At 57.8% G+C, this 24,110-nt stretch carries 25 protein-coding genes, 1 pseudogene and 1 riboswitch; of the genes and pseudogenes, 11 read left to right on the forward strand and 15 right to left on the reverse strand.

The genetic code is table 11. From position 1 onward, the window contains the following. Positions 1–26: 26 nt before the first annotated feature. The 7 genes from GTU76_RS27510 to GTU76_RS27540 all read right to left on the reverse strand — a co-directional run bounded on the left by GTU76_RS27510 (position 27) and on the right by GTU76_RS27540 (position 6,609). Positions 27–1,079: an NAD(P)/FAD-dependent oxidoreductase gene (locus GTU76_RS27510; RefSeq protein WP_180700039.1), complete on the reverse strand. Its 1,053-nt coding sequence runs from the start codon at positions 1,077–1,079 to the stop codon at positions 27–29. Positions 1,080–1,181: 102 nt separating this feature from the next. Next, positions 1,182–1,658, reverse strand: a complete 477-nt coding sequence (locus tag GTU76_RS27515; protein ID WP_034155440.1) for a PA2171 family ribosome-binding persister protein — start codon at positions 1,656–1,658, stop codon at positions 1,182–1,184. A 239-nt stretch (positions 1,659–1,897) separates the two neighbouring features. Next, complete coding sequence (locus GTU76_RS27520) at positions 1,898–2,101, reverse strand: PLD nuclease N-terminal domain-containing protein (protein ID WP_016984840.1); 204 nt, start codon at positions 2,099–2,101, stop codon at positions 1,898–1,900. Positions 2,102–2,155: 54 nt separating this feature from the next. Continuing rightward, positions 2,156–3,079 (reverse strand): ABC transporter substrate-binding protein, encoded by a 924-nt coding sequence (locus GTU76_RS27525; protein ID WP_180700040.1) that lies wholly within the window; start codon positions 3,077–3,079, stop codon positions 2,156–2,158. Further along, positions 3,076–3,435 (reverse strand): (2Fe-2S) ferredoxin domain-containing protein, encoded by a 360-nt coding sequence (locus GTU76_RS27530; RefSeq protein WP_175554110.1) that lies wholly within the window; start codon positions 3,433–3,435, stop codon positions 3,076–3,078. The genes GTU76_RS27525 and GTU76_RS27530 overlap by 4 nt, the downstream gene beginning before the upstream one ends. Continuing rightward, entirely contained in the window at positions 3,435–5,372 is a 1,938-nt protein-coding gene (locus GTU76_RS27535; protein ID WP_180700041.1) for a TonB-dependent receptor plug domain-containing protein, read from the reverse strand. Before GTU76_RS27535 ends, GTU76_RS27530 begins: the two co-directional genes overlap by 1 nt. Before the next feature lie 92 nt (positions 5,373–5,464). Further along, positions 5,465–5,670, reverse strand: a riboswitch (cobalamin riboswitch). Between the two features lie 45 nt (positions 5,671–5,715). Beyond that, the gene (locus GTU76_RS27540) at positions 5,716–6,609 is read right to left on the reverse strand and encodes a LysR family transcriptional regulator (RefSeq protein WP_180700042.1); all 894 of its coding nucleotides are present in this window, start codon (positions 6,607–6,609) and stop codon (positions 5,716–5,718) included. A gap of 110 nt (positions 6,610–6,719) precedes the next feature. Here GTU76_RS27540 and GTU76_RS27545 point away from each other — a divergent pair, with 110 nt between their 5' ends. The 6 genes from GTU76_RS27545 to GTU76_RS27570 are packed head-to-tail and all read left to right on the forward strand — an operon-like array spanning position 6,720 to position 12,993. Then, the gene (locus GTU76_RS27545; RefSeq protein ID WP_180700043.1) at positions 6,720–7,727 is read left to right on the forward strand and encodes a zinc-binding alcohol dehydrogenase family protein; all 1,008 of its coding nucleotides are present in this window, start codon (positions 6,720–6,722) and stop codon (positions 7,725–7,727) included. Between the two features lie 48 nt (positions 7,728–7,775). Then, entirely contained in the window at positions 7,776–8,948 is a 1,173-nt protein-coding gene (locus GTU76_RS27550) for an L-dopachrome tautomerase-related protein (protein ID WP_180700044.1), read from the forward strand. A 54-nt stretch (positions 8,949–9,002) separates the two neighbouring features. Further along, positions 9,003–9,656 carry an oxygen-insensitive NAD(P)H nitroreductase gene (gene nfsB / locus GTU76_RS27555; protein WP_095049900.1) on the forward strand — a complete coding sequence of 218 codons (654 nt, stop codon included), beginning with the start codon at positions 9,003–9,005 and terminating at the stop codon, positions 9,654–9,656. 27 nt (positions 9,657–9,683) lie between these two features. After that, complete coding sequence (locus tag GTU76_RS27560) at positions 9,684–9,992, forward strand: putative quinol monooxygenase (protein WP_180700045.1); 309 nt, start codon at positions 9,684–9,686, stop codon at positions 9,990–9,992. 36 nt (positions 9,993–10,028) lie between these two features. After that, positions 10,029–12,692, forward strand: a complete 2,664-nt coding sequence (gene mdeB / locus GTU76_RS27565) for an alpha-ketoglutarate dehydrogenase (protein ID WP_180700046.1) — start codon at positions 10,029–10,031, stop codon at positions 12,690–12,692. A gap of 52 nt (positions 12,693–12,744) precedes the next feature. After that, positions 12,745–12,993, forward strand: coding sequence for a hypothetical protein (locus GTU76_RS27570; RefSeq protein WP_095118545.1), 249 nt, complete (start codon positions 12,745–12,747; stop codon positions 12,991–12,993). Between the two features lie 20 nt (positions 12,994–13,013). On the opposite strand, the gene GTU76_RS27575 is transcribed toward GTU76_RS27570, so the two are convergent. After that, a complete protein-coding gene (locus GTU76_RS27575) occupies positions 13,014–14,600 on the reverse strand; it encodes an EAL domain-containing protein (protein ID WP_180700047.1) in 1,587 nt (528 codons plus the stop codon). Positions 14,601–14,870: 270 nt separating this feature from the next. Between GTU76_RS27575 and GTU76_RS27580 the strand changes: the two genes are divergently transcribed. After that, positions 14,871–15,998: a saccharopine dehydrogenase family protein gene (locus GTU76_RS27580; RefSeq protein WP_150729058.1), complete on the forward strand. Its 1,128-nt coding sequence runs from the start codon at positions 14,871–14,873 to the stop codon at positions 15,996–15,998. Between the two features lies 1 nt (position 15,999). Beyond that, positions 16,000–16,491, forward strand: a complete 492-nt coding sequence (locus GTU76_RS27585) for a DUF2269 family protein (RefSeq protein ID WP_150707913.1) — start codon at positions 16,000–16,002, stop codon at positions 16,489–16,491. On the opposite strand, the gene GTU76_RS27590 is transcribed toward GTU76_RS27585, so the two are convergent. Together GTU76_RS27590 and GTU76_RS27595 are read right to left on the reverse strand one after the other, a co-directional pair. Next, positions 16,475–16,942 (reverse strand): thiol-disulfide oxidoreductase DCC family protein, encoded by a 468-nt coding sequence (locus tag GTU76_RS27590; RefSeq protein WP_150729056.1) that lies wholly within the window; start codon positions 16,940–16,942, stop codon positions 16,475–16,477. The two genes, GTU76_RS27585 and GTU76_RS27590, sit on opposite strands and share 17 nt — an antisense overlap. A 99-nt stretch (positions 16,943–17,041) precedes the next feature. Beyond that, on the reverse strand, positions 17,042–17,602 hold the full coding sequence (locus tag GTU76_RS27595; protein WP_180700068.1) for a nucleotidyltransferase family protein: 561 nt from the start codon (positions 17,600–17,602) through the stop codon (positions 17,042–17,044). 366 nt (positions 17,603–17,968) lie between these two features. On the opposite strand from GTU76_RS27595, the gene GTU76_RS27600 reads away from it, so the two are divergent. Continuing rightward, positions 17,969–18,754 carry an HNH endonuclease signature motif containing protein gene (locus GTU76_RS27600; protein WP_150729055.1) on the forward strand — a complete coding sequence of 262 codons (786 nt, stop codon included), beginning with the start codon at positions 17,969–17,971 and terminating at the stop codon, positions 18,752–18,754. A 277-nt stretch (positions 18,755–19,031) separates the two neighbouring features. On the opposite strand, the gene GTU76_RS27605 is transcribed toward GTU76_RS27600, so the two are convergent. The 3 genes from GTU76_RS27605 to GTU76_RS27615 form a co-directional block, all read right to left on the reverse strand. After that, positions 19,032–19,550, reverse strand: coding sequence for a hypothetical protein (locus tag GTU76_RS27605; protein ID WP_150729054.1), 519 nt, complete (start codon positions 19,548–19,550; stop codon positions 19,032–19,034). A gap of 78 nt (positions 19,551–19,628) precedes the next feature. Next, positions 19,629–20,066, reverse strand: coding sequence for a hypothetical protein (locus tag GTU76_RS27610; protein ID WP_180700049.1), 438 nt, complete (start codon positions 20,064–20,066; stop codon positions 19,629–19,631). Between the two features lie 281 nt (positions 20,067–20,347). Continuing rightward, positions 20,348–20,710, reverse strand: coding sequence for a DUF6124 family protein (locus GTU76_RS27615; protein WP_180700050.1), 363 nt, complete (start codon positions 20,708–20,710; stop codon positions 20,348–20,350). A 492-nt stretch (positions 20,711–21,202) separates the two neighbouring features. On the opposite strand from GTU76_RS27615, the gene GTU76_RS27620 reads away from it, so the two are divergent. Further along, the gene (locus tag GTU76_RS27620) at positions 21,203–21,394 is read left to right on the forward strand and encodes a Rossmann-fold NAD(P)-binding domain-containing protein (protein ID WP_246376159.1); all 192 of its coding nucleotides are present in this window, start codon (positions 21,203–21,205) and stop codon (positions 21,392–21,394) included. A gap of 371 nt (positions 21,395–21,765) precedes the next feature. Here GTU76_RS27620 and GTU76_RS27625 read toward each other — a convergent pair whose 3' ends face one another. Both GTU76_RS27625 and GTU76_RS27630 read right to left on the reverse strand, forming a co-directional pair. Continuing rightward, entirely contained in the window at positions 21,766–21,984 is a 219-nt protein-coding gene (locus tag GTU76_RS27625; protein WP_007916145.1) for a hypothetical protein, read from the reverse strand. Between the two features lie 225 nt (positions 21,985–22,209). Beyond that, positions 22,210–22,571: pseudogene (locus tag GTU76_RS27630) on the reverse strand (DUF6124 family protein). Between the two features lie 496 nt (positions 22,572–23,067). Here GTU76_RS27630 and GTU76_RS27635 point away from each other — a divergent pair. Next, positions 23,068–24,075, forward strand: a complete 1,008-nt coding sequence (locus GTU76_RS27635; protein WP_016984865.1) for a Rossmann-fold NAD(P)-binding domain-containing protein — start codon at positions 23,068–23,070, stop codon at positions 24,073–24,075. Positions 24,076–24,110 lie beyond the last annotated feature (35 nt).

The following is a 24,110-nucleotide window of genomic DNA, read 5'->3' on the forward strand; positions in this document are numbered from 1 at the left end:
TGCTGCAAAACGTCGGCAAGTCTAAATCAAGTCTGAAAGAATCGCCCAGGGCGGCATGGCTCAAGAGCTGCGGATGACTGGCGATCCAGCAGCTCTTCACTGGCGAGGCGCCCGACGATTGCTGCGAGCGTCACACCGGGATGCATCGCGCAAACGTAAACTCCACTGATACCGGGCAAGTAACCGACCACGGGGATGCCATCAGCGGGCATGGGCCGGAATCCGACGGCAACGGTTTGCGGCGCAATGGACACCACCCCGTGAAGTGCTTTGCGTATGGCTTCGGCGGTTTGCCGGGCGATGTCTGGCGGCGAGTTGCCCGGCGCTTCTCCCAGATAATCTTCAGCGGCCAGCAACGTACCGCCGGCACTTTGCCGAATTTCCATTTCGGGGCTGGAAATGATGCCTTTGACGAGGTCCGGTTGGGTCTTGTAGCGGATGAAAATGGCGGGGGAGGCGTCGATGGGCAGGGCCACGTTGAGCATCTGCGCTAACTGGTGGGTGCCGGTTCCCGCGGCAAGCACAACAAGGTCGGCATCAAATGTGCCCGCTTTGGTTTCAACGCCGGTGACATCTGCGTTGCAGGTTTTGAAACCGGTCACTCGGGTTTGCGTGAGCAATTGCGCCCCGAGCGCCTGGGCGCCGGCCATCAAGGCGTGGGTGGCCAGCACGGCGTCGAGTGCGCCTTCTTCCGCGCGATACAACGCGCAGGGTGGGGGATTTTTCAGGTTGGGCTCGCAGGCAAGCACCTCGGCTGCCGATAGCAGCGTCGCCGCAGCAGGATGCCCTGCAGATTCGCTGTACGACAGCGCTCCGGTCCAGTGAATCTGCAAGTCCGGGAGCTCGGTTTCGAGTCGGTGGTAGGCTTCGATGGCCGCACCACGTAATTGCGCAATCGGATCAGCGCCGGTGTGTGTGGTATTGATCCAGGCGAAAGAGCTTGCCGTCACGCCGCTGGCGATCTCTCCGGCCTCAATTAAGGTGACCTGTGCACCTTTGCCGGACAGGTGATACGCAAGAGAGGCGCCGACGATGCCCGCACCCACCACCACAATTCGCCGATGTGTTGTCTGGTTCATTTCAACATTCCCTGTTGTCGACGGTTGATCCTGCAGCAGGGTGACAATGCGAGCAACCAGAAAAAAGCCCGGCCAAAGCCGGGCTCGTCAACTTGCAACGGATCAGGCAGCCATATTTCCCGCCGCCATCTCCTTCTTGCAGCTGGCCTTCATGGCCTCCATCTGCGCGCCCAGCTCTTCGAGTTTTTCCTTGCCCAGGAGCTTTTTCGCCTGAGGGAACATTTCCGTTTCTTCCTCTTCGATATGGTGCTCCAGCAGTTCCTTGACCACTTTCACCCGGCCGGAAAACTCCGGGGTGCCCGGGTCGGTCAGTTTCAGATCGGGCAGCACCAGTGAATCGACGGTGCGGTGTTCTTCTTTGGCTTCGAAGTACATGACGTCCTGTTCCTTGCTGCCGGCGGCCTTGAACGCGGGGTAGAGGATTTCCTCTTCGAGACGGGTATGGATGGAGATTTCCATTTCCAGTTTGCCCAACAACTCGACACGTTTTTTCAGTGCGCGCTCGGTTGAGTCGCTCAGTTGGCTGAGGATGTCTTTGACTTTTGCATGATCGGCTTTGAGAAGGTCGATGGCGTTCATGGCGTTGCCTCTGCTGTCACGGAGTGAACACAGGCCGTTGTTTCACGGTGCTGTGAATGCCCTGAATCAGTGGCATTTGGCGTGCCAATCCATGGCTGGTAATCGACCGCTACAGATCAAGGGCTTACGACGTCACAGGCAAAAAGCCTTCGTGCAGCCTGCATGAAAAAGGCATTGCAAGCATTGCAGATCACCGCTTTCTCAACTGGCCAGCACCGCGCGACGGCTAAGTAATCCGCTTACGACGCTGAATGCTGACGGACATGCTTGGGCCCCGCCAACGCCCAGGCAATCAACCCGAACAACGGCACAAACACGATCAGCACGATCCACACGCCTTTATTGCTCGATTTCCCCTCGCTCTTGCGCACCCGGTTGATGGCCCAGAGTTCGATTAGCAGAAGAACTGCCGCCAGTACGATCCACACGGTTTCGATTTGCATTGGCTACCTCCTGATGGTCTGTGCGTTAGGTGGCGTGGGGTGCGGCAGGTTCATTTATTTTTTGTTCAACGCATTGATCTGGCGGGCCAGGTCCAGCGCCACTCGACCGCTGTTGAGGGTTGGCAGCAGATGGGTGAAGGGAATGTCGATCAGGCGATTTTCGCGCACGGCGCGCAGTTGCGAGAGCACCGGGTCGCGGGTCAACAGATAGCGTTTGCGACTGGCCGGCGACCATTCGGCGTCGGCCAGCAGGATCACGTCGGGGTCGCTGGCCAGCAGGGTTTCGCTGTTGACGGTCACCCGATAAAGATCAATGTCGGCGAACACATTGCGTGCCCCGGCAGCCGCCAGCAGCGGAGTGACAAAGCCGCGTCGACCTTCACTGTCGAGGCCTTTGACCTCGCTGTCGAGATAGAACACCGACAGTGGTTTACCCGCACCGGCCAAGGCTTTGGTGCTGGCAATGTCCTTTTCCATGGAGTCGATCAATGCTTGGGCTTTTTGCTGCTGGTGCAGCAGCTTGCCCAGCGTCAGCAAGTCATTGCGTACATGCGCGAAATAATCCAGCGAGTGCCCGTTGCAGGCGGATTCCAGCAGATACGATCCCACGCCATTGCGCGCCAGCCCCGAGCGCGAGGTCACCCCGTCGCCGAACGCCGTGGCAAAACCACCGATCACCAGATCCGGTTTCAGTGCGTACAACACCTCGCTGGACGGGTACTGCCGTGCGATCACCGGCACGCCGAAATACTCCGAGGGCCGCTGCCCGGCTGCGGTGTCATCCAGATAGGCCACGCCGACCAACGATGGCCCCGCACCCAAGGCCAGCACGATATCGGCCGCATGCTGGTTGAGCGCAACAATCCGCGCGGGCGATGTTGGCGCAAGGTGCCAGTCTTCGCCGCAATTGCTGAAGCTGTCAGCCAGCAGCGCTGACGAGCAGAGCAGGGCGCCGAGCCCACACCAGAGCTTCCTCATGTGCGCGCCTTGATCAGCAAATCCTCGACCACTTCACCGCCAACCAGATGCCCGTCGACCAATCGCTGCACATCTGCCTTGCTGTGCACGCCATACCAGCAGCGCTCCGGATACACCGTCAGAATCGGCCCCAGATTGCACGGAAACTGGCAGTGCGTGCGGGTCAGCAACACGCCGCCGGGGGTTTCGATGCGATCGTGCTCCAGCAGGTGCCGGCGCAAGGTTTTCCATAACTGTTGGGCACCGCGCTGAGTACAGCGCGGGCCGGTGCAGATGAACACATGGCGCGCATGCTCAGGCACGTGCGACCAGTCCGGGTGCGTGTCGACACCGTCGACGGTTTTGATCTCACTCATCAGAAGCGGTACGTGTAGCGCACTTCGGAGGTGAACGGACGGCCGAGGTTGTCGACATTGCTCGAACGGCTGGTGACGTAATCGCGGTCGAACAGGTTTTCCATCAGCAGGCTCACGCGGTGTTGGTGGGCGTTGTCGAGGTAGCGATAAGCGTCGGCGTCGACCACCGAATAGTTGCCGTATTCAACCTGTTTCGAACTGGTGATGTCGCGTATGTAGCGGATCGCGCCGCCGGCACCCCACAGGCGATTTTCCGATTCATAACCCATGCGTGAACGGGCGAAGAAGCTCGGGATGTCATTGATGGTCGCCCCCGTGCGCGATTCGGTGAGGTTGCGGGTCATGTCCGCTTGCAGGCTCCACTGATCGTTGAGCGCCAGTTTCGCGTCAGCCTCGAAACCGCGCATGCGCACCAGGCCTTCACCGTTGACCCACTGAATGCCGTCGAGGGTGATCAGGTCGTCGATCTTGCGTTTGAACAGGGTCACGCTGGCGCTGAATTCGCGATCCAGCAGAAAGCCTTTGTAGTCGACACCCAATTCCGCGTTGCGGCTTTTTTCCGGTTTCAGATTGCGATTGCCGATCTCGTCGCCCGGTTCATTGACGAACAGTTGCTCGGCGTTCGGCAGTTTGTAAGCGCTGCCGTATTGGCCGCGCACCGACCAATTGTCGTTGAGGTCATACAGCGAAGTGAGCATGCCAACGGTGGCACCGTCGCCGCCGCTCATGGCTTCGTGGCGCACACCGATGCTTGGATGCCAGTCGGGCAGAGCGTCGATCTGCGGGCGCAGTTGCGTGTAGAACGCATGGGCTTCGGCCTTGTCGTTATCGATGATCAGTACATCGTCCTGGCCCTTGAACCATTGATTGTCGGTGCCAAACACCAGCACATGGCCGCCGGGCAATTCAGCCTTGCCTTCGGCCTGCACACCCCAATCGGTGAAGCCCCAATAGTCGTTGTGATTGATGACTTTGGTGCCGCCACCGGCGACGTTGTTGACCCGCGTGTAGCGCGTGTCCCAGTCGTTGACATGGCCTTTGACGAAGTAGCTCAGGCGCTCGTTGATGTTTTGCTCGAACGTCGCGGTGGCGATCTGCTGCACGCGGTCGTTGGTGGTCGTGTGATTGTCGACCGGGCGGGCGAAATCGAGGTTGGCGTCGGCGTATTGGTAGAACAGTTCCAGCCGCGAATCATCGCCGAACGACTGAATGGCCTTGCCGCCGAAGGTGGTGACTTCGTAGGCACGGTTCTTCTCGCTGACGTTTTTCATGTCACGGTTGCGATACGGCTGGTAACCGTCGGAGACGTTGTGGCTGACGTACGCCAGCAAGCCGAGATCGCCGAAACCGTTGCTGAAGATATTCTCGACCCGAGCGTCTTCGCTGGTGCCGCCAAAGCTATCCACGCCCAGGTTCACTTCGCCGGAGGCTTTGCGGCTCTGCGGGCTGCGGGTGACGATGTTGATCACCCCCGACACCGCTTGGGTGCCGAACAACAGGCTCTGGCCACCTTTGAGCACTTCGATGCGTTCGATGGCGTTGGCCGGCAGGGTGTCCAGATACAGGCCGCCGTACAGGCGATTGTTCAGTCGCACACCGTCGAGCAGGATCAGCGTGTCGTCGTTGCGCCCGCCGAGCAGCGAATAAGTGCCGTAGTCGAACGGACCGTTTTTCGGCGCGACGTACAGGCCGGGAATGAACATCTGCATGACACGGCTGACATCGGCGCTCGGACCGGCGCGCTCGATCTGCTCGCGGCTGACGATCTCGACCTTGCTGCCGAACCTGGCCATGTCGGCGACAGTGGTCGATTCCACTGACGGTGCAGAAACGATTTGCTGATTGAGTTCCAGCGGCGTGTCGTCGGCCAGTAGCAGCGGGCTGAACAGGCAGCCAAGGAACAGGGTTGGAGCACAAGTGTTGAAAGGTCGAATCATTGTCTTCTCGAAAAGGATCTTCGCAGAAGAGCATGCAGGAGAAGGCATCGCGCACAGCCAATACCGGCCCATGCCCGCCCACCGCAGGATTTTGCCAAACAGCATTTCAGGCCGGTCTCCGGGCTCGCGCGTATCGAGGCTTTCACCTTCCCATGGCCGAGTGGCCACAGTGGTCTGTCGAAAGCATCACGCGCATACCGTTGCGGGGGCAGCACCGGACTTGTTCGAAAAGAACGTACCGGTTTCCCGTTTCACCCCATGCACGGCGGCATGGGACACCTGAAACAGGGCGGCATCTGAACATCCGACGGGCGGTTCGTCAATGTGGCAAGCAACGGGGGGGCTATTGGATGCGTTCCAGAGCGGCAAACTGGCCACTCAACCACGTATAAAGCTGAGACACCGCCGGGCTGATCTGCTTGCGATGCGGGCACACCAGACTCAACGGTGAGGCATTGCCGGGGAAATCCTTCAGCAGCACGATCAGTCGCCCTGCGATCACGTCTGCACTGACGTCCAGCCAGGATTTGTTGGCGATGCCTTCGCCGCTCAACGCCCAGCGGCGCACGACGTCGGCGTCGTCGCTGAACATCGGTCCCGAGACCTGGATCGTTTCACTGCCCAGGCTCCACTTGTCGTAGACCCGGCCACCTTGCTGGTAGAGCAGGCAAGGGTGGTTGTGCAGATCGTCCGGTGTTTGCGGGTATCCGTGGCGCTCCACGTATTCCGGTGCGGCGACCAGCACCCGCCGGTTCCACGGTGCCAACGGCAGCGCCACGTAGTTGGCATCCTCATTCGAGCCGTATCGAATCGCCACGTCTACCGGGTCGCGAAACAAGTCTGCGATCTGGTCCGACAGAGAAAATCGCAAGGTCAGCTCCGGGTGCTGGCGGCGAAACAGCGTAAGCCACGGCAGCAAAATGTTGCGCCCCAGATCTGACGGCGCCGTCACTTGCAGCACACCGCGCAACGTGGCGTTTTCACCGCGCAGGTTTTCCTGGCCTTGCTTGAGCGCCTCCAGCACCGAGTGGGCGGTGGGCAAGTATTGCTCGCCCTCGGCGGTTAATCGCAGGCTGCGGGTGGTGCGCGCAAACAGGCGCACGTCGAGTTCACGCTCCAGACGCTTGATCGCCGCGGCAACCTGACCGGGCAATAAATCGGCCTCGAGGGCGGCAGCGGTGAAGCTGCCCAGCGCGGCGCTGCGGGTGAACAAACCAAGATCATCAATGCGGATCATTTTCACTCCTGCAGTGAAAGTGTTGGCCCATTCTGCTGGTTTTTCTTTGTGTCTGGGAAGTCGAAGATGGCGGCAAGTGAGCACATCAGCTCTTCAGACAGCGAGTTTCCATGAAAGCCATCACCTTCACCCAACACGCTTTGCCCATTGAAGATCCGCAATCGTTGCAGGACATCGACCTGCCGGTGCCGACTCCCGGCCCACGGGATTTGCTCGTAGAAGTTCGTGCGGTGTCGGTCAATCCGGTCGATACCAAAGTGCGCGCCGGCACTTTCACCAAAGAACCGAAAATCCTCGGCTGGGATGCCGCCGGCATCGTCCGCGAGATCGGGGCTGAAGTGACGCTGTTTCAGCCTGGCGACGAAGTGTTCTACGCAGGCTCCCTTGCCCGCACCGGCAGTTATAGCGAATTTCACTTGGTGGACGAGCGAATCGTCGGGCACAAACCGCGTTCGTTAAGTGCGGCGGATGCGGCGGCATTGCCGTTGACGTCGATCACCGCCTGGGAGTTGTTGTTCGACCGTCTCGGTGTCAGCGAAGGTTCAGGGCAGGGCAAGTGCCTGTTGATCACGGGTGCAGCGGGCGGCGTCGGTTCGATGCTGGTGCAACTGGCCCGACAATTGACGCAGCTGACCGTCATCGGTACCGCCTCGCGGCAGGAAACGGCTGACTGGGTCCGGCAGTTGGGCGCGCATCACGTCATCGATCACAGCAAGCCGCTGCTCGCACAGTTGCAGGCACTGGGCATCGACGAGGTCAGCCATGTCGCCAGCCTGACCCATACCGAGCAGCATTTTGCGCAGTTGATCGAAGTGCTTCGACCACAAGGGCGTCTGGGCGTGATCGACGATCCTGAATGCCTCGACGTGATGCCGCTCAAGCGCAAGTCGCTGTCGCTGCACTGGGAGCTGATGTTCACCCGTTCGCTGTACGAAACCCCGGACATGATCGAGCAGCATCACCTGCTCAATCGCGTCAGCGATCTGATTGACCAAGGCATTTTGAAAACGACTGTCGGTGAACATTTTGGCGCGATCAACGCGGCCAACATGCGCCGTGCCCATGCCTTGGTCGAGAGCGGCAAGGCCCGAGGCAAACTGGTGCTCGAAGGTTTCTGATTTCATTCATTCAGACGGGCCTGTACGCGGGCCGGTCAGGAGCAGCTCATGCGTATGAAAAAGCTTTCTGCTGCATTGGCCATGGTCATGGCAGCGCCGTTCGCCCATGCAATCAGCGCCGTCGCGTTGCCGGCCAATGCCCCCGCCGACCGATCGTTCGGCAAGCTCGAACAGGTCCATGCGTTCTATGACGCGATGCCCACCGGCGTGACCGTCACCGAAACCGGGCGAATCTTCGTCAACTTCCCGCGTTGGGGCGACAACGTGCCGTTCACCGTGGGCGAGATCCGCGACGGCAAAGTCGTGGCTTACCCGAACGCGGCGATCAACCAGGAAAACCTCAACGATCCCAGTGATGGTCTGATCAGCGTACAGAGCGTGGTGGCCGACGGGCGGGGCCGTGTCTGGTTGCTCGATACCGCCGCGCCGGGCTTCGCCGACCCAAAACCCAAAGGCGCGAAGCTGATCGCGGTGGACCTGGTCACCAACCAGATCGTCAAGCGTCTGGTGTTCCCGGACAACGTCATGTTGCCGAGCACCTACGTCAACGACATGCGTTTCGACTTTCGCACAGGCCCCGAGGGGACGGTCTATCTCACTGACTCGTCCCTGCGCGGGCCGGGCGCGATCATCGTCATGGACATCGCCAGCGGCAGTGCCATGCGCCGTTTGAGCGGTGTGCCGGCAACCTCGGTCGACCCGACGTTTGTCCCGGTGGTTGAAGGCCTGCCACTCACCGTTGAAAGTCCGGACGGCAAGCGCAAACCGCTGGGCGTGGCCTCGGACGGCATCGCGCTGTCGGCGGACGGCAAGACGCTGTATTTCACACCGCTGTCGAGTCGGCACCTGTATTCGGTGGCCACCGCGTTGCTGCGTGATGCCAACTTCAGTGAACAGCAACTGACGGCTGCCGTGCAGGATCTGGGGGAGAAGGGCGCGTCCGATGGTCTGGAGGCTGACGCCGCCGGCGCCATCTATGCCGGCGATTACGAGCACAACGCGATCCGCAAACGCCTGCCGGACGGCCAATGGCAAACGCTGGTCCACGACCCGCGTCTGCTCTGGCCAGACACATTGTCCATTGGCCCCGATGGCTATCTGTATTTCATCGCCAACCAGTTGCATCGCCAGGCGGCATTCCGTTCCGGGCAGGATCAGCGGCAAAAACCTTACAGCCTGATGCGCCTGAAGATCGACGCAGCGCCGGCGCCAACGCGCTGATTTTCACGCTGCATTGAGTTCTGCGTTTTCACTTTTCAGATCAGGAGTTCAATCATGGATCTCGTTTCTCTGGCCAAGCGCCGATTCACCACAAAAGTTTTCGATGCCGACCGCAAGATTCCCAGGCACACACTGGAGTTGCTGCTGGAACAACTGCGCAACAGCCCGTCGTCGGTCAACTCCCAGCCTTGGCATTTCGTGGTTGCCGAGAGTGATCAGAGCCGGGCGCGAATCGCCCACAGTACCCAGGGACCGTTCAGCTTCAATCAGCCAAAAATACTCAACGCGTCGCACGTCATCGTCTTTTGCACTCGCACGCATCTGCCGGAGGAATACCTGCAAGCGTTGCTGGCTCAGGAAGCCATGGACGGGCGTTTTCACAATGCCGAGGCGCGAGCAGGGCAGGAGCGTGGACGGCGCGGTTTTGTCGATCTGCATCGCTTCGATCAGAAAGACCTGCAGCACTGGATGGAAAAACAGACCTATCTCGCGCTGGGCACATTGCTGCTGGGTGCCGCCTCGCTGGGTATCGACGCGACGCCGATGGAAGGTTTCGACAGCAAAGTCCTCGACAGTGAACTGGGCCTGCGCGAACAGGGCTTCACCAGTCTGGTCGTGGTGAGCCTGGGCTATCACAGCAGCGAAGACTTCAACGCAGGCCTGCCCAAGTCCCGCTTGCCGTCACAGTCGCTGTTTACCTTTCTCTGAATGCACCCGGTCCCAGGAGTATTGAAGATGAGCCAGTCCACAGAAACATTGATCTCGATTGCCGTGCTCAAGGCCAGGTCAGGCCAGGAACAGGCCTTGAAACAAGGCTTGCTGGCGCTGGTTGAACCGACACGCGCAGAGCCGGGCAATCTCGACTATGTGTTGTTTGAACTGCGCGACCAGCGCGGCACGTTCTACATGCGTGAGGCCTTCAGGGATCAGGCGGCACTGGATGCACATTTCGCCATGCCTTACTTCAAGCGCTTTGCCGCCGCGGCGGATGAGCTGCTGGAGGAGCCGCTGCAACTGATATTTCTTGAGCACGTCTCGAACTGATCCAGTCGTCCATTCAACCTGTCAGGGTGTTCTGCCATGAAAGATACCGCGCAACGGCCAACCCACGGAACGCCGGTTCACGAAGACATCGATGCCATTGAAACCAACGAGTGGCTGGAAGCCCTGGCAGGTGTCGCGAAAGTCGGCGGCAGACCGCGCGTGCGGTTCTTGCTGCTGCGCCTGGCCGAGCAGGCCAGCCGTCTCGGCGTGCAAACGACGGCGAGAGCGTATTCGCTGTACCAGAACACCATCGCGCTCGAACAGCAGCCGGTTTATCCCGGGGATCTGGTGATGGAGGAGCGCATCACCTCGATCATTCGCTGGAACGCCTTGGCCATGGTGGCGAAGGCGAACAAGGCCTATGGCGAATTGGGCGGTCACATCGCCAGTTACGCCTCGGCGGCGGAAATTTTCGAGGTCGGCTTCAATCACTTTTTCCGTGCGGACAGCGAAGCCGGGCGGGGTGATCTGGTTTACTTCCAGGCGCACTCTGCTCCCGGGGTGTACGCGCGGGCCTTTCTTGAAGGGCGTTTGCAGACGTCACAACTGGAGCGTTACCGGCAAGAAGTGAAGGGCGGCGGATTGTGTTCCTATCCGCATCCCTGGCTGATGCCCGACTTCTGGCAATTTCCCACGGGATCAATGGGGATTGGTCCGATCAATGCGATTTACCAGGCACGGTTCCTGCGGTATTTGCAGCATCGTGGGATCGCCTCGACGGAGGGGCGGCATGTCTGGGGCGTTTTTGGTGATGGCGAGATGGACGAGCCTGAGTCCATCGCGGCGCTTTCGCTGGCAGCGCGGGAGAGTCTCGACAACGTCACCTTCGTGATCAACTGCAATCTGCAGCGCCTCGACGGACCCGTACGCGGCAACGGGCAAATCGTTCAGGAACTGGAGTCACTGTTCAGCGGCGCCGGTTGGAATGTGATCAAGGTGTTGTGGGGTTCGGACTGGGACCCATTGTTTGCCCGCGATAACGGCCATGCACTGTTACGCCACTTCGCCGGGATGGTGGATGGCGAGTACCAGAATCTGGGGGCCAATGACGGCGCGTATAACCGCAGCCATTTCTTCGACCAGGACCCACAGTTGCAGGCGTTGGTTGCAGACATGAGTCCGGAGCAGATCGATGCGTTGCGCCGCGGCGGTCACGACTTTCGCAAGCTGCATGCCGCGTTCGAGGCCGCGCGCAAGCACAAGGGCAGACCGACCGTGGTGCTCGCCAAAACCAAGAAAGGTTTCGGCATGGGCCAGATCGGCGAATCGCGCAACACCTCGCACCAGCAGAAAAAACTCGATATCGAGATGCTCAAGGCCTTCCGTGATCGTTTCGCCTTGCCGCTGGATGATGAGGCCGTGGCAGAAATGCGCTTCTACAAACCGGCCGACGACAGTCCCGAGCTGCGATATCTGCATCAGCAGCGACGGGCACTCGGCGGTTACCTGCCCAAGCGCAACGGTGTGGCTGCACCAATAGCAGTGCCACCGCTCGACAGCTATGGCGGTTTTGCGCTGAAGGCCGATGAGCGTGAAAACTCGACGACCATGGCGGTGGTGCGACTGTTCACCCATCTGATCAAGGACAAACAATTGGGGCCGCGCATTGTGCCGATTGTCGCCGATGAAGCGCGCACATTCGGCATGGCGAATCTGTTCCGGCAGATCGGGATTTATTCATCCGTCGGCCAGTTGTACGAGCCAGAAGATGCCGGCGCGCTGCTCTATTACAAGGAGTCAACCGACGGGCAACTGCTCGAAGAAGGCATCACCGAAGCCGGTGCGATTTCTTCTTGGATCGCTGCGGCCACGTCCTACAGCGTCAATGGCGAGCCGATGCTGCCGTTCTACATCTACTACTCGATGTTCGGCTTTCAGCGCATTGGCGATCTGATCTGGGCAGCGGCCGACCAGCGCGCCAGAGGCTTTTTGATCGGCGCCACATCGGGGCGCACAACGCTGGCCGGTGAAGGACTGCAGCATCAGGACGGTTCCAGTCAGTTGATGGCAGCCACTGTGCCTAACTGCCGCGCCTACGACCCGGCATTTGCCAGCGAGGCGGCGGTGATCATCGACCATGGCGCCCGGCGCATGCTTGAGCAGCAAGAGGATGAGTTCTATTACCTGACGGTAACCAACGAGAACTACGTTCAGGCCTCACTCGAGCCAGAGCAATACGCGGACGTGATTCGCGGCATGCGCCTCTATGCCCGCTATGGCGAGGAGGTACCGGCGGTTCGTTTACTGGGTTCGGGAGCGATTCTGCGCGAGGTGATTGCTGCTGCGCACATGCTGGATCAAGAGTGGCAAGTCAGCAACGAAGTGTGGAGCGTGACCAGCTTCTCCGAACTCGCCCGGGATGCCCGCGAGGTGCAGCGTCAGCAAGTGTTCGGCGGCGATGTCGAGTGCCAGAGTCACCTGCTGCATTGTCTGCCCGGTCACGCGCCAGTCGTGGCGGCCAGTGATTACGTGCGCGCCTATGCACAATTGGTGGTGCCGTATTTACAGGCGCCGTGCATCTGCCTGGGCACCGACGGATTTGGACGCAGCGACACACGCGCGGAGTTGCGCAGCTTCTTTGAGGTGGATCGCTATCACATCGTTTTGGCGGCGCTTGCTTCGGTCGATCCGCAGGCACATGCCCAGGCTCGGGTGAAATACGCCATCGACGCCGATGCCGAAGCTCCTTGGAACTGCTGAGCCTACACGTCGTGTGTCGCTTCTTTCATCAACCCACATCAGAGGCAGATCCATGTCGTTCGGTACATTGGTCGAATTCGGCGTCACGCCTGTAAAAGTCGCACGCGCCCCGTTATATGGGCTGATGCTTGCAGTCGTGCTGGCCGGGTGCGCAAGCTTGCATTGGGTCGATGCGCCGTTTCTTGATCGCGACGGCACACTCTGGCTGCCCGCTGCGCAAATGGATCGCGTCGGTCTGTTCAATGACGGCACGCCGCGGGTGCAATGGCCGATGACGGTGTTTCGTTTGTCCAAACGGTAGGGTGGCAGGGAACCGTACACCTACTGGAGCACGGGCTCCTGCGCATCATGATCGATCACAACGCTCGCCTGCTCTTGATAGAACCGTTGAAACTCTTCGGCCGGCATCGGTTTGGCAAACAACCAGCCCTGACCGAAATGCACACCGTGATCGCGCAGGTAATCCAGCTGCGCCGGGGTTTCGATGCCTTCGGCGACAATCTGCAGGCGCATGCTCTTGGCCATTTCGATGATGTGGTTGATCACCGAACCGGCGTCAGGGGCCTTGTCGATGGTGTCGACGAACGACTTGTCGATCTTCAGTACATCCAGCGGTAATTGCTGCAAGTGTTGAAGGCTGGAGAAACCGGTGCCGAAATCGTCGATGGCGGCCAGATAACCCAGTGCGCGGGCCTGATCGACGGTGTTGCGGGCAGAGTCGATTTCGACAAAACCGCGTTCGGTGGCTTCCAGCCAGATTTGATGCGCACGCACGCCGGTCTGGCTCAACGCAGCTTCCAGCTTGGGCAGAAAACGGCCACTGCAAACGTCCTCGGCGGCGAGATTGATCGCCACGTGCAAATCGCGCTGTTCGACCAGCAGCGGGCCGAGATCGCGCATCACACACTCGATCACTTGATCGGTGATTGGCAGGATCAGGCCGCTGTGTTCGGCCATCGGAATGAACGCGTCGGGTCGCACCAGCCTGCCGTCCGGACGTTGCCAGCGCACCAGTGCCTCGGCGCCGATGCATGTCCCTTCGCTCAAATCCATGATCGGCTGGTAATGAACGACGAACTCACGATTGCGCACGGCTTGCTGCAGTTCGGCCAGCGGCGACAGGCATTGACGGGTGCGCCTGATGATCAGCAGCGCCAGGATGCCGGCCAGCAACCCGCCGATCGGCAGCAGCAACATCTCCATGCGGATCAGGCCTTGCAGCAGATCCCGGCGCGACAGAGCTGCGATGGCGACCCAATCGCCGCTGTGCACTAGGGTGTAGAGATAACCGTCCTGCAGACCCGAGGCGGGCCCGGAATGCACGCGTGTCAAAAAATGTTCGGCGCCCGGGCGTGAGACGCCGACCAGATCCCCGGCAGCGGTGCCGACTGCCAGGTGCAAGTCTTCGTCCAGCATCACATGGAGAAATTGCGCGGGGTCGACCAGCACATTGAAGGCCGCGTATTGCAGCGCCATCATCGGTTTGGCAGGGACGATGCGCGACTGCACATCGAGAGATATGCGCACACCGTCGGCGGTGGTGAAGTCTTCGCGCCATGGCGTCACGTGATGGCCGACTAAGCCCCATGAACCGCATGCGTAGATTTCTTGCTCGACATAGCCGACGGACTTCACTGTTAACGTGTTGATGGTCAGCAGGCGCATCTCATCGATGCTCTCAGGCGTGCACGGTGCCAGCTCGGAACCGGCGATGGCTTTCAGTGCCCCGGCGGCTTCATTGAACGTGCCGTTGGCGCGGCTGGAGGCCACGGCAGCAAGGGTTTCCAGACGCTGCTGAGCAGACGCCAGATTGAGCATCCAGGCGAGGTAGCCCATCAGAATCACTGGCAGCAAGACACACGGAAGCCCCAGGAGAATGCTCCCCCAGACGATGCGTTTTTTATTCATTTGTCGCCACCTTGGCCACAGGCCTGTGACGTGCGCACAGCACGGCTGATTTCAGCAAAGACAGATTACGACGGCAGCGGCTTACCGATATTGCTGCAGATCAATGTGTGTGATGGATGGATCAAGCCCCAAAACCGGAACCGCGCGTTTCACCGCTGCGTACCCGGTAGTAGCGCAAATGGGTGGCGAGCAACGGATCTGAATGGCTTGCTGACGTTCGGCCCTATATCCTGCACGCCTGTGTGATGGAATGACTTAGGGAAGAATTGCATGCCGTTCAGGGTGATGGTGGTCGGTGGTTACGGAAATTTCGGCAGCATCGTCTGCCGGCATCTGGCGTTGATGGCGGATGTGGAACTGGTGCTGTCGGGCCGCAATTCGCGCAAGTTGCAAAGCAAACTTGATGAGCTCAACCGTCATTCGGCCAACGTCTGCGCAGGCTGGTGCGGCGATGCCATGGGTAGCGAGTTCAAATCCGCACTGAATGCGCTGAACATTCAGTTGGTCGTCCACACCGGCGGGCCGTTTCAGGGGCAATCCTATGCCGTCGCCGAGAGCTGCATCGACGCGGGCGTGAACTACTGCGATCTGGCTGACTGCCGAACTTTCGTCAACGGCATCGACGTGCTCGATGCGCGGGCGAAACAGGCTGGCGTGGCGATCCTCAGCGGTTGCAGTTCGGTGCCAACGCTGTCGTCGGCAATCATCGATGAACAGCGCCAGCGCTTTTCGCGCATCGACTCGATCGAACACGGCATTTCCTCATCGGCGAAAATGCCGGGGCTGTCGACCATCGAAGGCGTACTCGCCTATGCCGGCAAGCCGATCAAACAGCTGAAGAACGGCAAGGTGCATGAAGTGTCCGGCTGGCTGGACCTGACCTTGCGCAAAATGCCGCAGATGGGTACCAGGCTGCTGGCTAACGTTGATGTCCCGGACATGGACATTTTCGCCAGCCGTTATGGCGCGCAGACCCTGAAGTTCAAGGCCGGCGCAGGGCTGAAACTCGGCGGCATCGCCAACGGCTTGCTGGCGCAGGCACTGAAAGTCGGACTTGTTCGCGACCATGCCCTGTGGGCCGGCAGACTGCATCGCCTGGGCCTGCGCTTCGAGCGTTTCGGCGATGGCAAAAGCGCGATGTACATCGACGTTCGGGGCCTTGGGGTTGACGGCAAACCGCTGTCGATGACCGCGCAACTCACCGCCCTGAACGATAAAGGCCCGGAAATCCCCAGCTGCGCCGCCGTGGCACTGGTGACAAAAATGGCTTCGGGCTTCGTACCGGCCGCCGGCGCCCGACCGTGCGTGGGCGAAATCAGCGTCGCCGAATACATGGCCGCCATCAACGACCCGGCCAACCTGAGCTTGGTCGTGAACTTCTCGGACGGGCAGCGCTGACATGCTCTACCTGTGCCTGAAGTACCTGCACATCATCGCCGCGATCTTCCTGTTCGGTTTCGGCATGGGCTCCTACCTCTACCTGATCGCCGCCAGCCGCACGCGCAACCCGCAAGTGATTGCCCACGTGGCGCGCATGGTAGTCGGCTTCGACACGTGGATCACCACGCCGGCCGGTTTCGTGCAGATCATCACCGGTTATCTGCTGATGCGCCTGTCGGGGCTGAGCATGAGTACCGAGTGGGTGCTGACCTCGTTGCTCATCTTCTTCTGCGTCGGCTCGCTGTGGTTGCCGGTCCTGCTGTTGCAGAAGCGGCTGTGCGTGATGGCGGCGAATGCGAGCGAAGTGGGGGCGGCGCTTGATGAGCAGTATCAAGCCGTGTACCGGAAATGGTTCTGGATGGGCGTGATGGGTTTTGCCGGAATGTTTGTCATCGTGCTGATGATGGTCACGAAGATGACGCCGGTGCAGTTGTTCAGCTTTCTGGTGTAGCTGCGGTGGCTTTCAGGAAGCGCTGTTCGTGATCTGGGGTGGGGAGCAGGCAGGTGTCGTATTTACCGAACAGGCGATAGCGGTTTAGCGCGATACGGTCGTAGGCCCAGTCGCGCAGGCTGCGGGGGAAAACGCGCAGCAACTGCAACGGTTGCCAGCGGGTCGGGAGTTGGCTGATGACTTCGAAGAAGGCGTCTGAGCGTTCCCAGTAATGGTGGTCGCGGATGACGGCCATGGTGTCGAATTGATCGATGGGGAGGCCGGCCCATGCCAGAAGTGCTTGGCCTTCGGGCGATTGCACGGAGGCGAGGCGTACGCGGTGTTGGTGGTCGTGGCGGATCAGAAAGCGCGCCCAGCCGTTGCAGAGTTTGCAGACGCCATCGAACAGGACCACGGATTCGCCGGGATTGAGGAGCGGGGCGGCGGTAGGGCGGGTTTTTGAGGTGGGCATGGGGTTGGGTTCGGGAAAGGCTGGAATGTTGCGATCATAGCCTTAGAAGTTGCTGTCTGCGAATGGCCGTACCTGGCAAGAACCGGCGAGAGTGTGAACTCACCGCTCCGTGACAAATATCAAGTCGGGCCAAGTCTCACGCCACGCTGAGGCTCGAATGCGGTCCAGAAACATGGCTTGTTTTTCGATTCTGAATCGCTCTGTTGGCCGCACCACCCGCGAGAACAGATCTTCCAGCCCGAACGGCGCCAAAACCTCTATCTCATCGTGATGATCAAGTCTGACAGCGACGGCGGTTGCGGTTTCGGGCCAATAGGTCATTGCATCGGCAGCGGAGCGATAGGGAGCATCGGCGTTGCGCAAGTGCATTCGAGCCTGATTTTTTACAGACCAGTTCAATTCGCTACAGAGGCTAGAGAGTATGCTTTCCAGTGCCGAATCTACTTGCGCACTGGCACGTGCCGGGTCGAACCAGATGATATCGATATCTGCGCGCAGCGCTGAAGACTGGCGCTGATGCAGATGATCCCACACCAGGCTGCGCACGAAGCCGGCGCCAATCCAGCAGTCCGGCAAGTTCAGATCGCGAGCTATGCGCAGGATTTTCATCCTTACAGGATCCTGAGTGAGCAGGGTTTTTAGCTGTGCTTCGTGCTGCATTGGGTTTTTCTCATTGCGCTTGGTCATTTGATCTTGTCAAAGGTAGCCACAATCGTGACATTCGATGAATGCTTTCGACTGTTTTTGGCCAGAAGCGGATCGTCGTGAATGTCCGCTTTCGGCCAAGAGCTGCCATTCACAGGTGCAGCTGTTGCACCTGACAAATCCAATAGACACACACCTTACAACTTAGTAATCTCGGTAACTTGACTATCTGCCGTTTCCCTTGCCTAAGTTCAAGATATTGCCCGCATCACACTATTTTCTTACAAGGAGCCTGCATGGGTAAAGTGACTAATATGGAACAAGTAGAATAATATTGTCATTTGTATTTTACTTAATTATAGTTATCATCCGGGAGTGACTGTGACCATTACAAATTCTGAAATTAAAAAGCTATACGGACTTGCAGCAGGCAGATGCAGTATTTGCAAACTTAATGTGTTTCTCAACGATGTTCATATTGGAGAGATGGCACACATCATAGCTAAAAGCACAAATGGCACGCGAGGTGGTGAGGAGTTATCGCATGGCAGGAACTCATATGAGAATTTAATTTTGCTTTGTGCAAATCATCACACAGAAGTAGATCAAAATCCTCAGCGTTATCCAGTTAATGAGCTTAACAGAATTAAGTCGGAGCATGAGAGGGTCGCGGCATCTGTTTTCGAGTCACCAAGAGAAAGGCAGAATGACGTGGATTTTCTTAGTTTATTCATGCGTTTTGTCCCATTTACCCGTCTTCGTTATTTTACCGATGGGCTGCCTATATCGGTAAGTTTGAATTTATGCGCAGTTGGGGACACTTTTGATGCTTTACTTATCGACAATCCTCACCTGTACCCATTGAATGACTCTGGCCTTCAGACCCGCTTTGACAGCTTCATTAAAAGCTACTATGCACTTTGGAGTCTAATTGCTGGATTTACCAAAGTTGACGGCCGTCACCAAGCTCATTTCAGCCAGGCGAATGATAGAGGGGACTTGCATATGGAAAAGAGGCATCTGCCGTATGCTGAAGTGGTCAAGTTATCAAAAAAAATAAATACCAGAAATCACGAGTTTATAGCGGAGCATGCAGGGCTAATCGACTTTATTAGAAAAAATTTTAAAGAGGTAGATCTAGATTCATACGAGCCATATAAGATTTAAGAATAACTCAAAATGGCCAGCTTCGCAGAGCTCCCACGAAAGGTCGATAAGTGTCCGTTTACCAATTCGACCTTTCGCTTTAGTGCGTACTTTTTAGGGCTTGACTTCTCTACTTGTCACGCAGGATTTCGCTTAAACGTTCGGCAAATCTTTTAGAACGCGACGCTGATTATTGAGTGATTGCTCATGGCCGACTGTTACCAGTTCGCGACTGGTGACTGGCGACTCTCGGCCAGAAGCGGCCTTTCTTCCCAGCCCCCCAATAAAATCTCATATTTCAGACAACTGTATCCTTCAGAGCAAGATCAAGAGCTTCGAACGAAGATTTAATCTTAACTCTATTTTCCCTGTTCCAGTCGGCTCCCGGGTGTCGAAGTATTAGTTCTTCCTCAAGGTAATTTCTAAGCGACTCAGGGTGTACCTCTATCCAAGCAATCTCTACCGCTCCTCCGCCGCAGGCATGTGCCATGATGCTAGCCAACTTCGATCCAGTCTTCTCGTGCTTTCGGAAGAGATGGTTCGTCACGCGTTGTCGTGCCAGTTTCTTAGTTGTTTTTCCGAGATATCTGAGTGCGCTTTCTGATGTATCGTCTTTACTAGTAAAAATGGCGTACAGATTTGCGGATCCTGAAACGCTTTCCAATAGCGACCTATTCGCGCGGGCAAGCGCATCGCCGTCCCAAGGGGTCGTTGCAGCCGGTGGGAACAACACGCGTACTCTCTGCTCAGGCTCCAAAAGGTGAACTTCAACTTGAGAAAGGAACTCCTCCAATGACGTAATCTGTTCGTACTGCATGGCAGAAAATAAGTCTCCTTAGGGCCAATGATCAAGCGAGGAAAAATTCAAAGCAGTCTGCGACCAAATTACACGTGGTCACCTGGAAGCTTGGTGATTTTTAACCAAATGCGGTTCAGATTTACGACTCAACCAATTACTTCCAGTAATTATGTATTCTTTAGAAAGATACTCATCCTCTTGGCTCAGGAGCAAAATTTGGTCAGTCCTGAGCTGAACCATTTGAAGTTGATTTAAAGGATCGATAGGGTTGAGTATTCGCTCAAAATGAGGGTTAAGAGTTTCACTGGATCCGTCGCTGAAAGTCAACTTAAGTCGCCGTTCGTCCTGATCTAAAAATATTTTAAACTTTCTTGTGGTTATTGAGTAGCCGTCATATATCTCTCCAAAGCCACCTGCAAATTCAGATAGAAACTTTGGCGCAGACCTCATCTCGACATTCAGCGTGAGATTTACTTCTCCGTCAAGACCGCGTGTTTTTTTGAGCGAGGCATAAAGCTTATAAATATTATTCACTGTTTCTTCCCTGATTTGAAGCATCTATGCAGTTCAAGATGCACTCACTATTGTCATGGTTTGATTTTACACGGCTTTTATCAGCTTGGGCTGCAAGTCGGCAGTCGGCAGTCGGCAGTCGGCAATGGATGGTGCCAGCCCGTAGTCGTCGCTGGCAATAGGAGGGTTTGGGTTGAAAGCGGTCAGTCGCGACCGTCCGCTCCTGGCCGAAAGCAGACACAAAATACAACCTTGATCCCTTTGTGACAGCAACCTGATCACCGCCACAAAAGGATTACCCCTCAATCCACCGGCACAACATTATCCAGCGCTCGATTCACCGCCAATTCCCCCAGCATCACCACTTGCGCAATCCCCAGCGCAGTTTTGCGGTGGCCTGGGTCCAGGAGGGCGGCGAAGTTGCAGAGCATTTCGGTGGCTGAACTAAGGGACTCGCTGGCGTTGACGAGTAGGGATTCGCTGTCGTAGTCGGCGTTGGCCAGAAACATGGGCGCGTGTTTCTGGTCGCTGCCCATGATGCGTTGGGTTGGCCTGAGGTAATAATCGAGGGCGTGCTCGGCGGCTTCGTGGAATTTCTTGGAGTTGGGGGATTCATACGGGGAGGCCGGATCTGTTTCCGGCGGGTTCGGCGTGATCTTGAACATGTTCTTCTTTTTCCTGTTATGTGGCCGCCGCACCGAGCTACTAAACAGGGGGTGGCAGCTGTACGCAGGTTAGTAGACCGGGGAAAAGAAGAAAGCCGGCGCGCCCGAGGGCGCCCTACGCACAGCCGCCATCGAGTGCAGGTACGTGAATACCTTTTGATGGACGCTTGTGCACTTTCATTTACCACGGGCTACTAAACCCGATCACTGGGAATCAGTGATGCGAACCAAGTTACCGGTGGCCCTTGAAGCGCACAAGCCGGCGGATTCTGGCGTAGTCGTAGGCAACGGCGCAAGACGTTGTAGCCTTAAGCAGGTAACGCGACGTGTCTTTTAAACAACCACGAAAAACGCCTAAACACGCCTCATCAACACGCCGTTCAAACTGATATTCGTCGGTCCATCCTCCAGCTCAGCCAATGGCTTGGAACCCTCACGCCAAGGCACGCACCAACACTAAGTTGCAACCCAAAAAGACGAGGAGGGATACCTATGTCAGTTCATCCAATTCTGTTCCTGGGCGGCTCCGGCGCCATCGGCCACCGTTCTGCCAAAGCCTTGCGCGCCGCCCATCCCGACGTACCTTTACTGATCGGCGGCCGTGACCTGGCCAAGGCTCAGCAAGCCGCAGAAGAAATGGGCGGGGCGCAGGGCGTGGTCATTGATCCTGCTGCCGATCAGTAAAAAAGGGACAGATTTATTTTCAGAGAATAAATCTGTCCCATTTCTTCTTTTTGTTCTACGTAGTCGTATTCGACCGGTAAATCGTTGAGATGCCATGAGAGTGCAGCTCTGATGTCGGTCAGCTATGGCATATTCAGAAAATGTCCCAAACCAAACCACCTTTAGTTCGTCACTCAGGGGATGAGAACAAGGGACGGGGATATTTCTTGAAAGATAGTACTGGGCTTTTATTGGCAGAAAAGCAATGGCGGGAATTTCAGGATTTCGGAGAATGCGGGATTTATGCGAGCCATTCAAAGCGGGCGAGAGCGCTCGGCACGGAACCAAGCGCTCAGGGTAGGGCGGGGCACTTACTGCTCCGCCCTGACGTTTCAGCCTTTGTTTGCGTTTAGCTTGCGCAGTTCTTCGTAGGTCGCCGACTGGACGAACCAGAAGCCGGAAATGATGCACCAGCACAGGGTGCCGGCCACGAAGATACCCAGCGCCGGGAGGAACCCGCTGGTGAAAATCGCGACGATAGCGACCAGCCAGATGAACGCCAGGGAGAGATAGAGGACGGTGTTGTTTACGCTGATGACGAAGTCTTTCACGGGGCATATTCCTTGCGGGATGTAGAAAAATTCCCCCTCTCCGGGGGCGAGCGCATGCTATCACATTGCCTTCATGGTTCAAGGAAGGGGAACTCATCGCCGGGTGGAATGGGGACAGATTTATTTATCAGGCAGTCCGATCGCTTCTGGCCGAAAGCAGACGCCCAATGCAATCTTGATCCCTTTGTGACAACAGCCACACCACCGCCACAAAGGGAACACGCCTCAATCAACCGGCGCAACATTATCCAGCGCTCGATTCACCGCCAACTCCCCCAGCATCACCACTTGCGCAATCCCCAGTGCGGTTTGCGGTGGCCTGGGTCCAGGAGGGCGGCGAAGTTGCAGAGCATTTCGGTGGCTGAGCTGAGGGACTCGCTGGCGTTAACGAGCAGGGACTCGCTGTCGTAGTCGGCGTTGGCCAGAAACATGGGCGCGTGTTTCTGGTCGCTGCCCATGATGCGTTGGGTTGGCGTGAGGTAGTAATCGAGGGCGCTCTCGGCTGCGTCGTTGAGTGTTCGGGAGTCTGGGAATTTGTAGGGTGAGACTGGATCGGTTTCGGGTGGATTCGGCGTTGGTTTGAACATAGATGAAGCTCCATATGGGACTTAAGGAGCCATCACCTTCGCTACCAAACGAAAGGTGGTGGCCATACGAAGGTTGGTAGACCGGCCCATATGGAAAATCCGGCGCGCCCGAGGACGCCCTGCGCATGGCCACCATAAGACAAATGCTGAAAAAGCATCTGCGCACGGTGACGTTATGCGTCATATGGAAACGGGCTACCAAACCCCATCACTGTTTTTCAGTGACCCGGAAACGATAAAACCCGCGCCCCAGACGCACAAGCCGGCGGATTCTGGCGTAGTCGTAGGCAACGGCGCAAGACGTTGTAGCCTTAAGCAGGTAACGCGGCGTGTCTTTTAAACAACCACAAAAAACTACTAAACACGCCTCATCAACACGCCGTTCAAAATGACATTCGTCGGCCGGCCCTCCAGCTCAGGCAATGGCCTGGAACCCTCGCGCCTAGGCACGCACCAACACTAAGTTGCAACCCAAAAAAGACGAGGAAGGATACCCATGTCAGTTCATCCGATTTTGTTTCTGGGCGGCTCCGGCGCCATCGGCCACCGTTCTGCCGAAGCGTTGCGTGCTGCCTATCCCGACGTCCCATTGTTGATCGGCGGCCGCGACCTGGCCAAGGCGCAACAAGCTGCCGAGGAAATGGGCGGGGCGCAGGGCGTGGTCATTGATCCTGCTGCCGACGACTTGGGGTTGGGCGATCGGCCGGTCAGCGCCGTGGCGGTTTTCTACATGGATCATTCCCTGGCCGGGCTGCGTTTCGCGCAGCAGCGCAAGGTGCCGCATCTGAGTATTTCGTCCGGCATTTTCGAGATTGCGCCGCAAATTGCCAGTTTCATCCATCGCCCTGACGCGGCGCCAATCGTGCTGGGTTACGAATGGATGGTGGGTGCAACGACGGTGGCGGCGCTGCACCTTGCCGAGTCGTTTTCGCGGGTGCGCGATATCCGCATTGATGCGTTGGTCGACGAGGAGGACGGTGGCGGGCCGACCGTGGCCAAGGATTTCGAGCACCTGAACAAAATGCTGCCTGCCGCCCTGACTCGGCGCGAGGGCGATTACGTCTGGCGCGAAGGGGAGGACAAGAATGTCAGCTTCCGTGCGCTGGACGGTACGCCGATGCAAGCCAGCGGTTTCTCGTCCATCGACGTCACTGGTCTGGCGGCCGCCACCGATGCACCGAATGTTCAGTTCAATCTCGCCAGCGGGGTGAGTTCATCGCGGCGCGCGGGCGGGCCGATGTCGACCGAGATCCTCATCGAAATGATCGGCGAGGATCATCAAGGGCGACCGTTGCACACCCGGCATGCCCTCGTTCACCCGGCAGGCGCCGCTGCACTTACGGGGCTGAGCGTCGCCATGCTGCTGGAGCGATTGCTTGGGCTCGACGGTCGAGCGCCGACGCCAGCAGGCCTGTACTTTCCTTATCAGTTGCTGGAGGCCGGTGCTTATCTGGAGCGTCTGAGCAAGGAGGGCGGTGAGTTGCTTGAGCTTAAGGTGCAATAAGGCAGGTCGCTTTCGGCAATGCTGATCTTGCTCAT

Origin of the sequence: Pseudomonas crudilactis (assembly GCF_013433315.1) — a bacterium.
Lineage (GTDB): Bacteria > Pseudomonadota > Gammaproteobacteria > Pseudomonadales > Pseudomonadaceae > Aquipseudomonas > Aquipseudomonas crudilactis.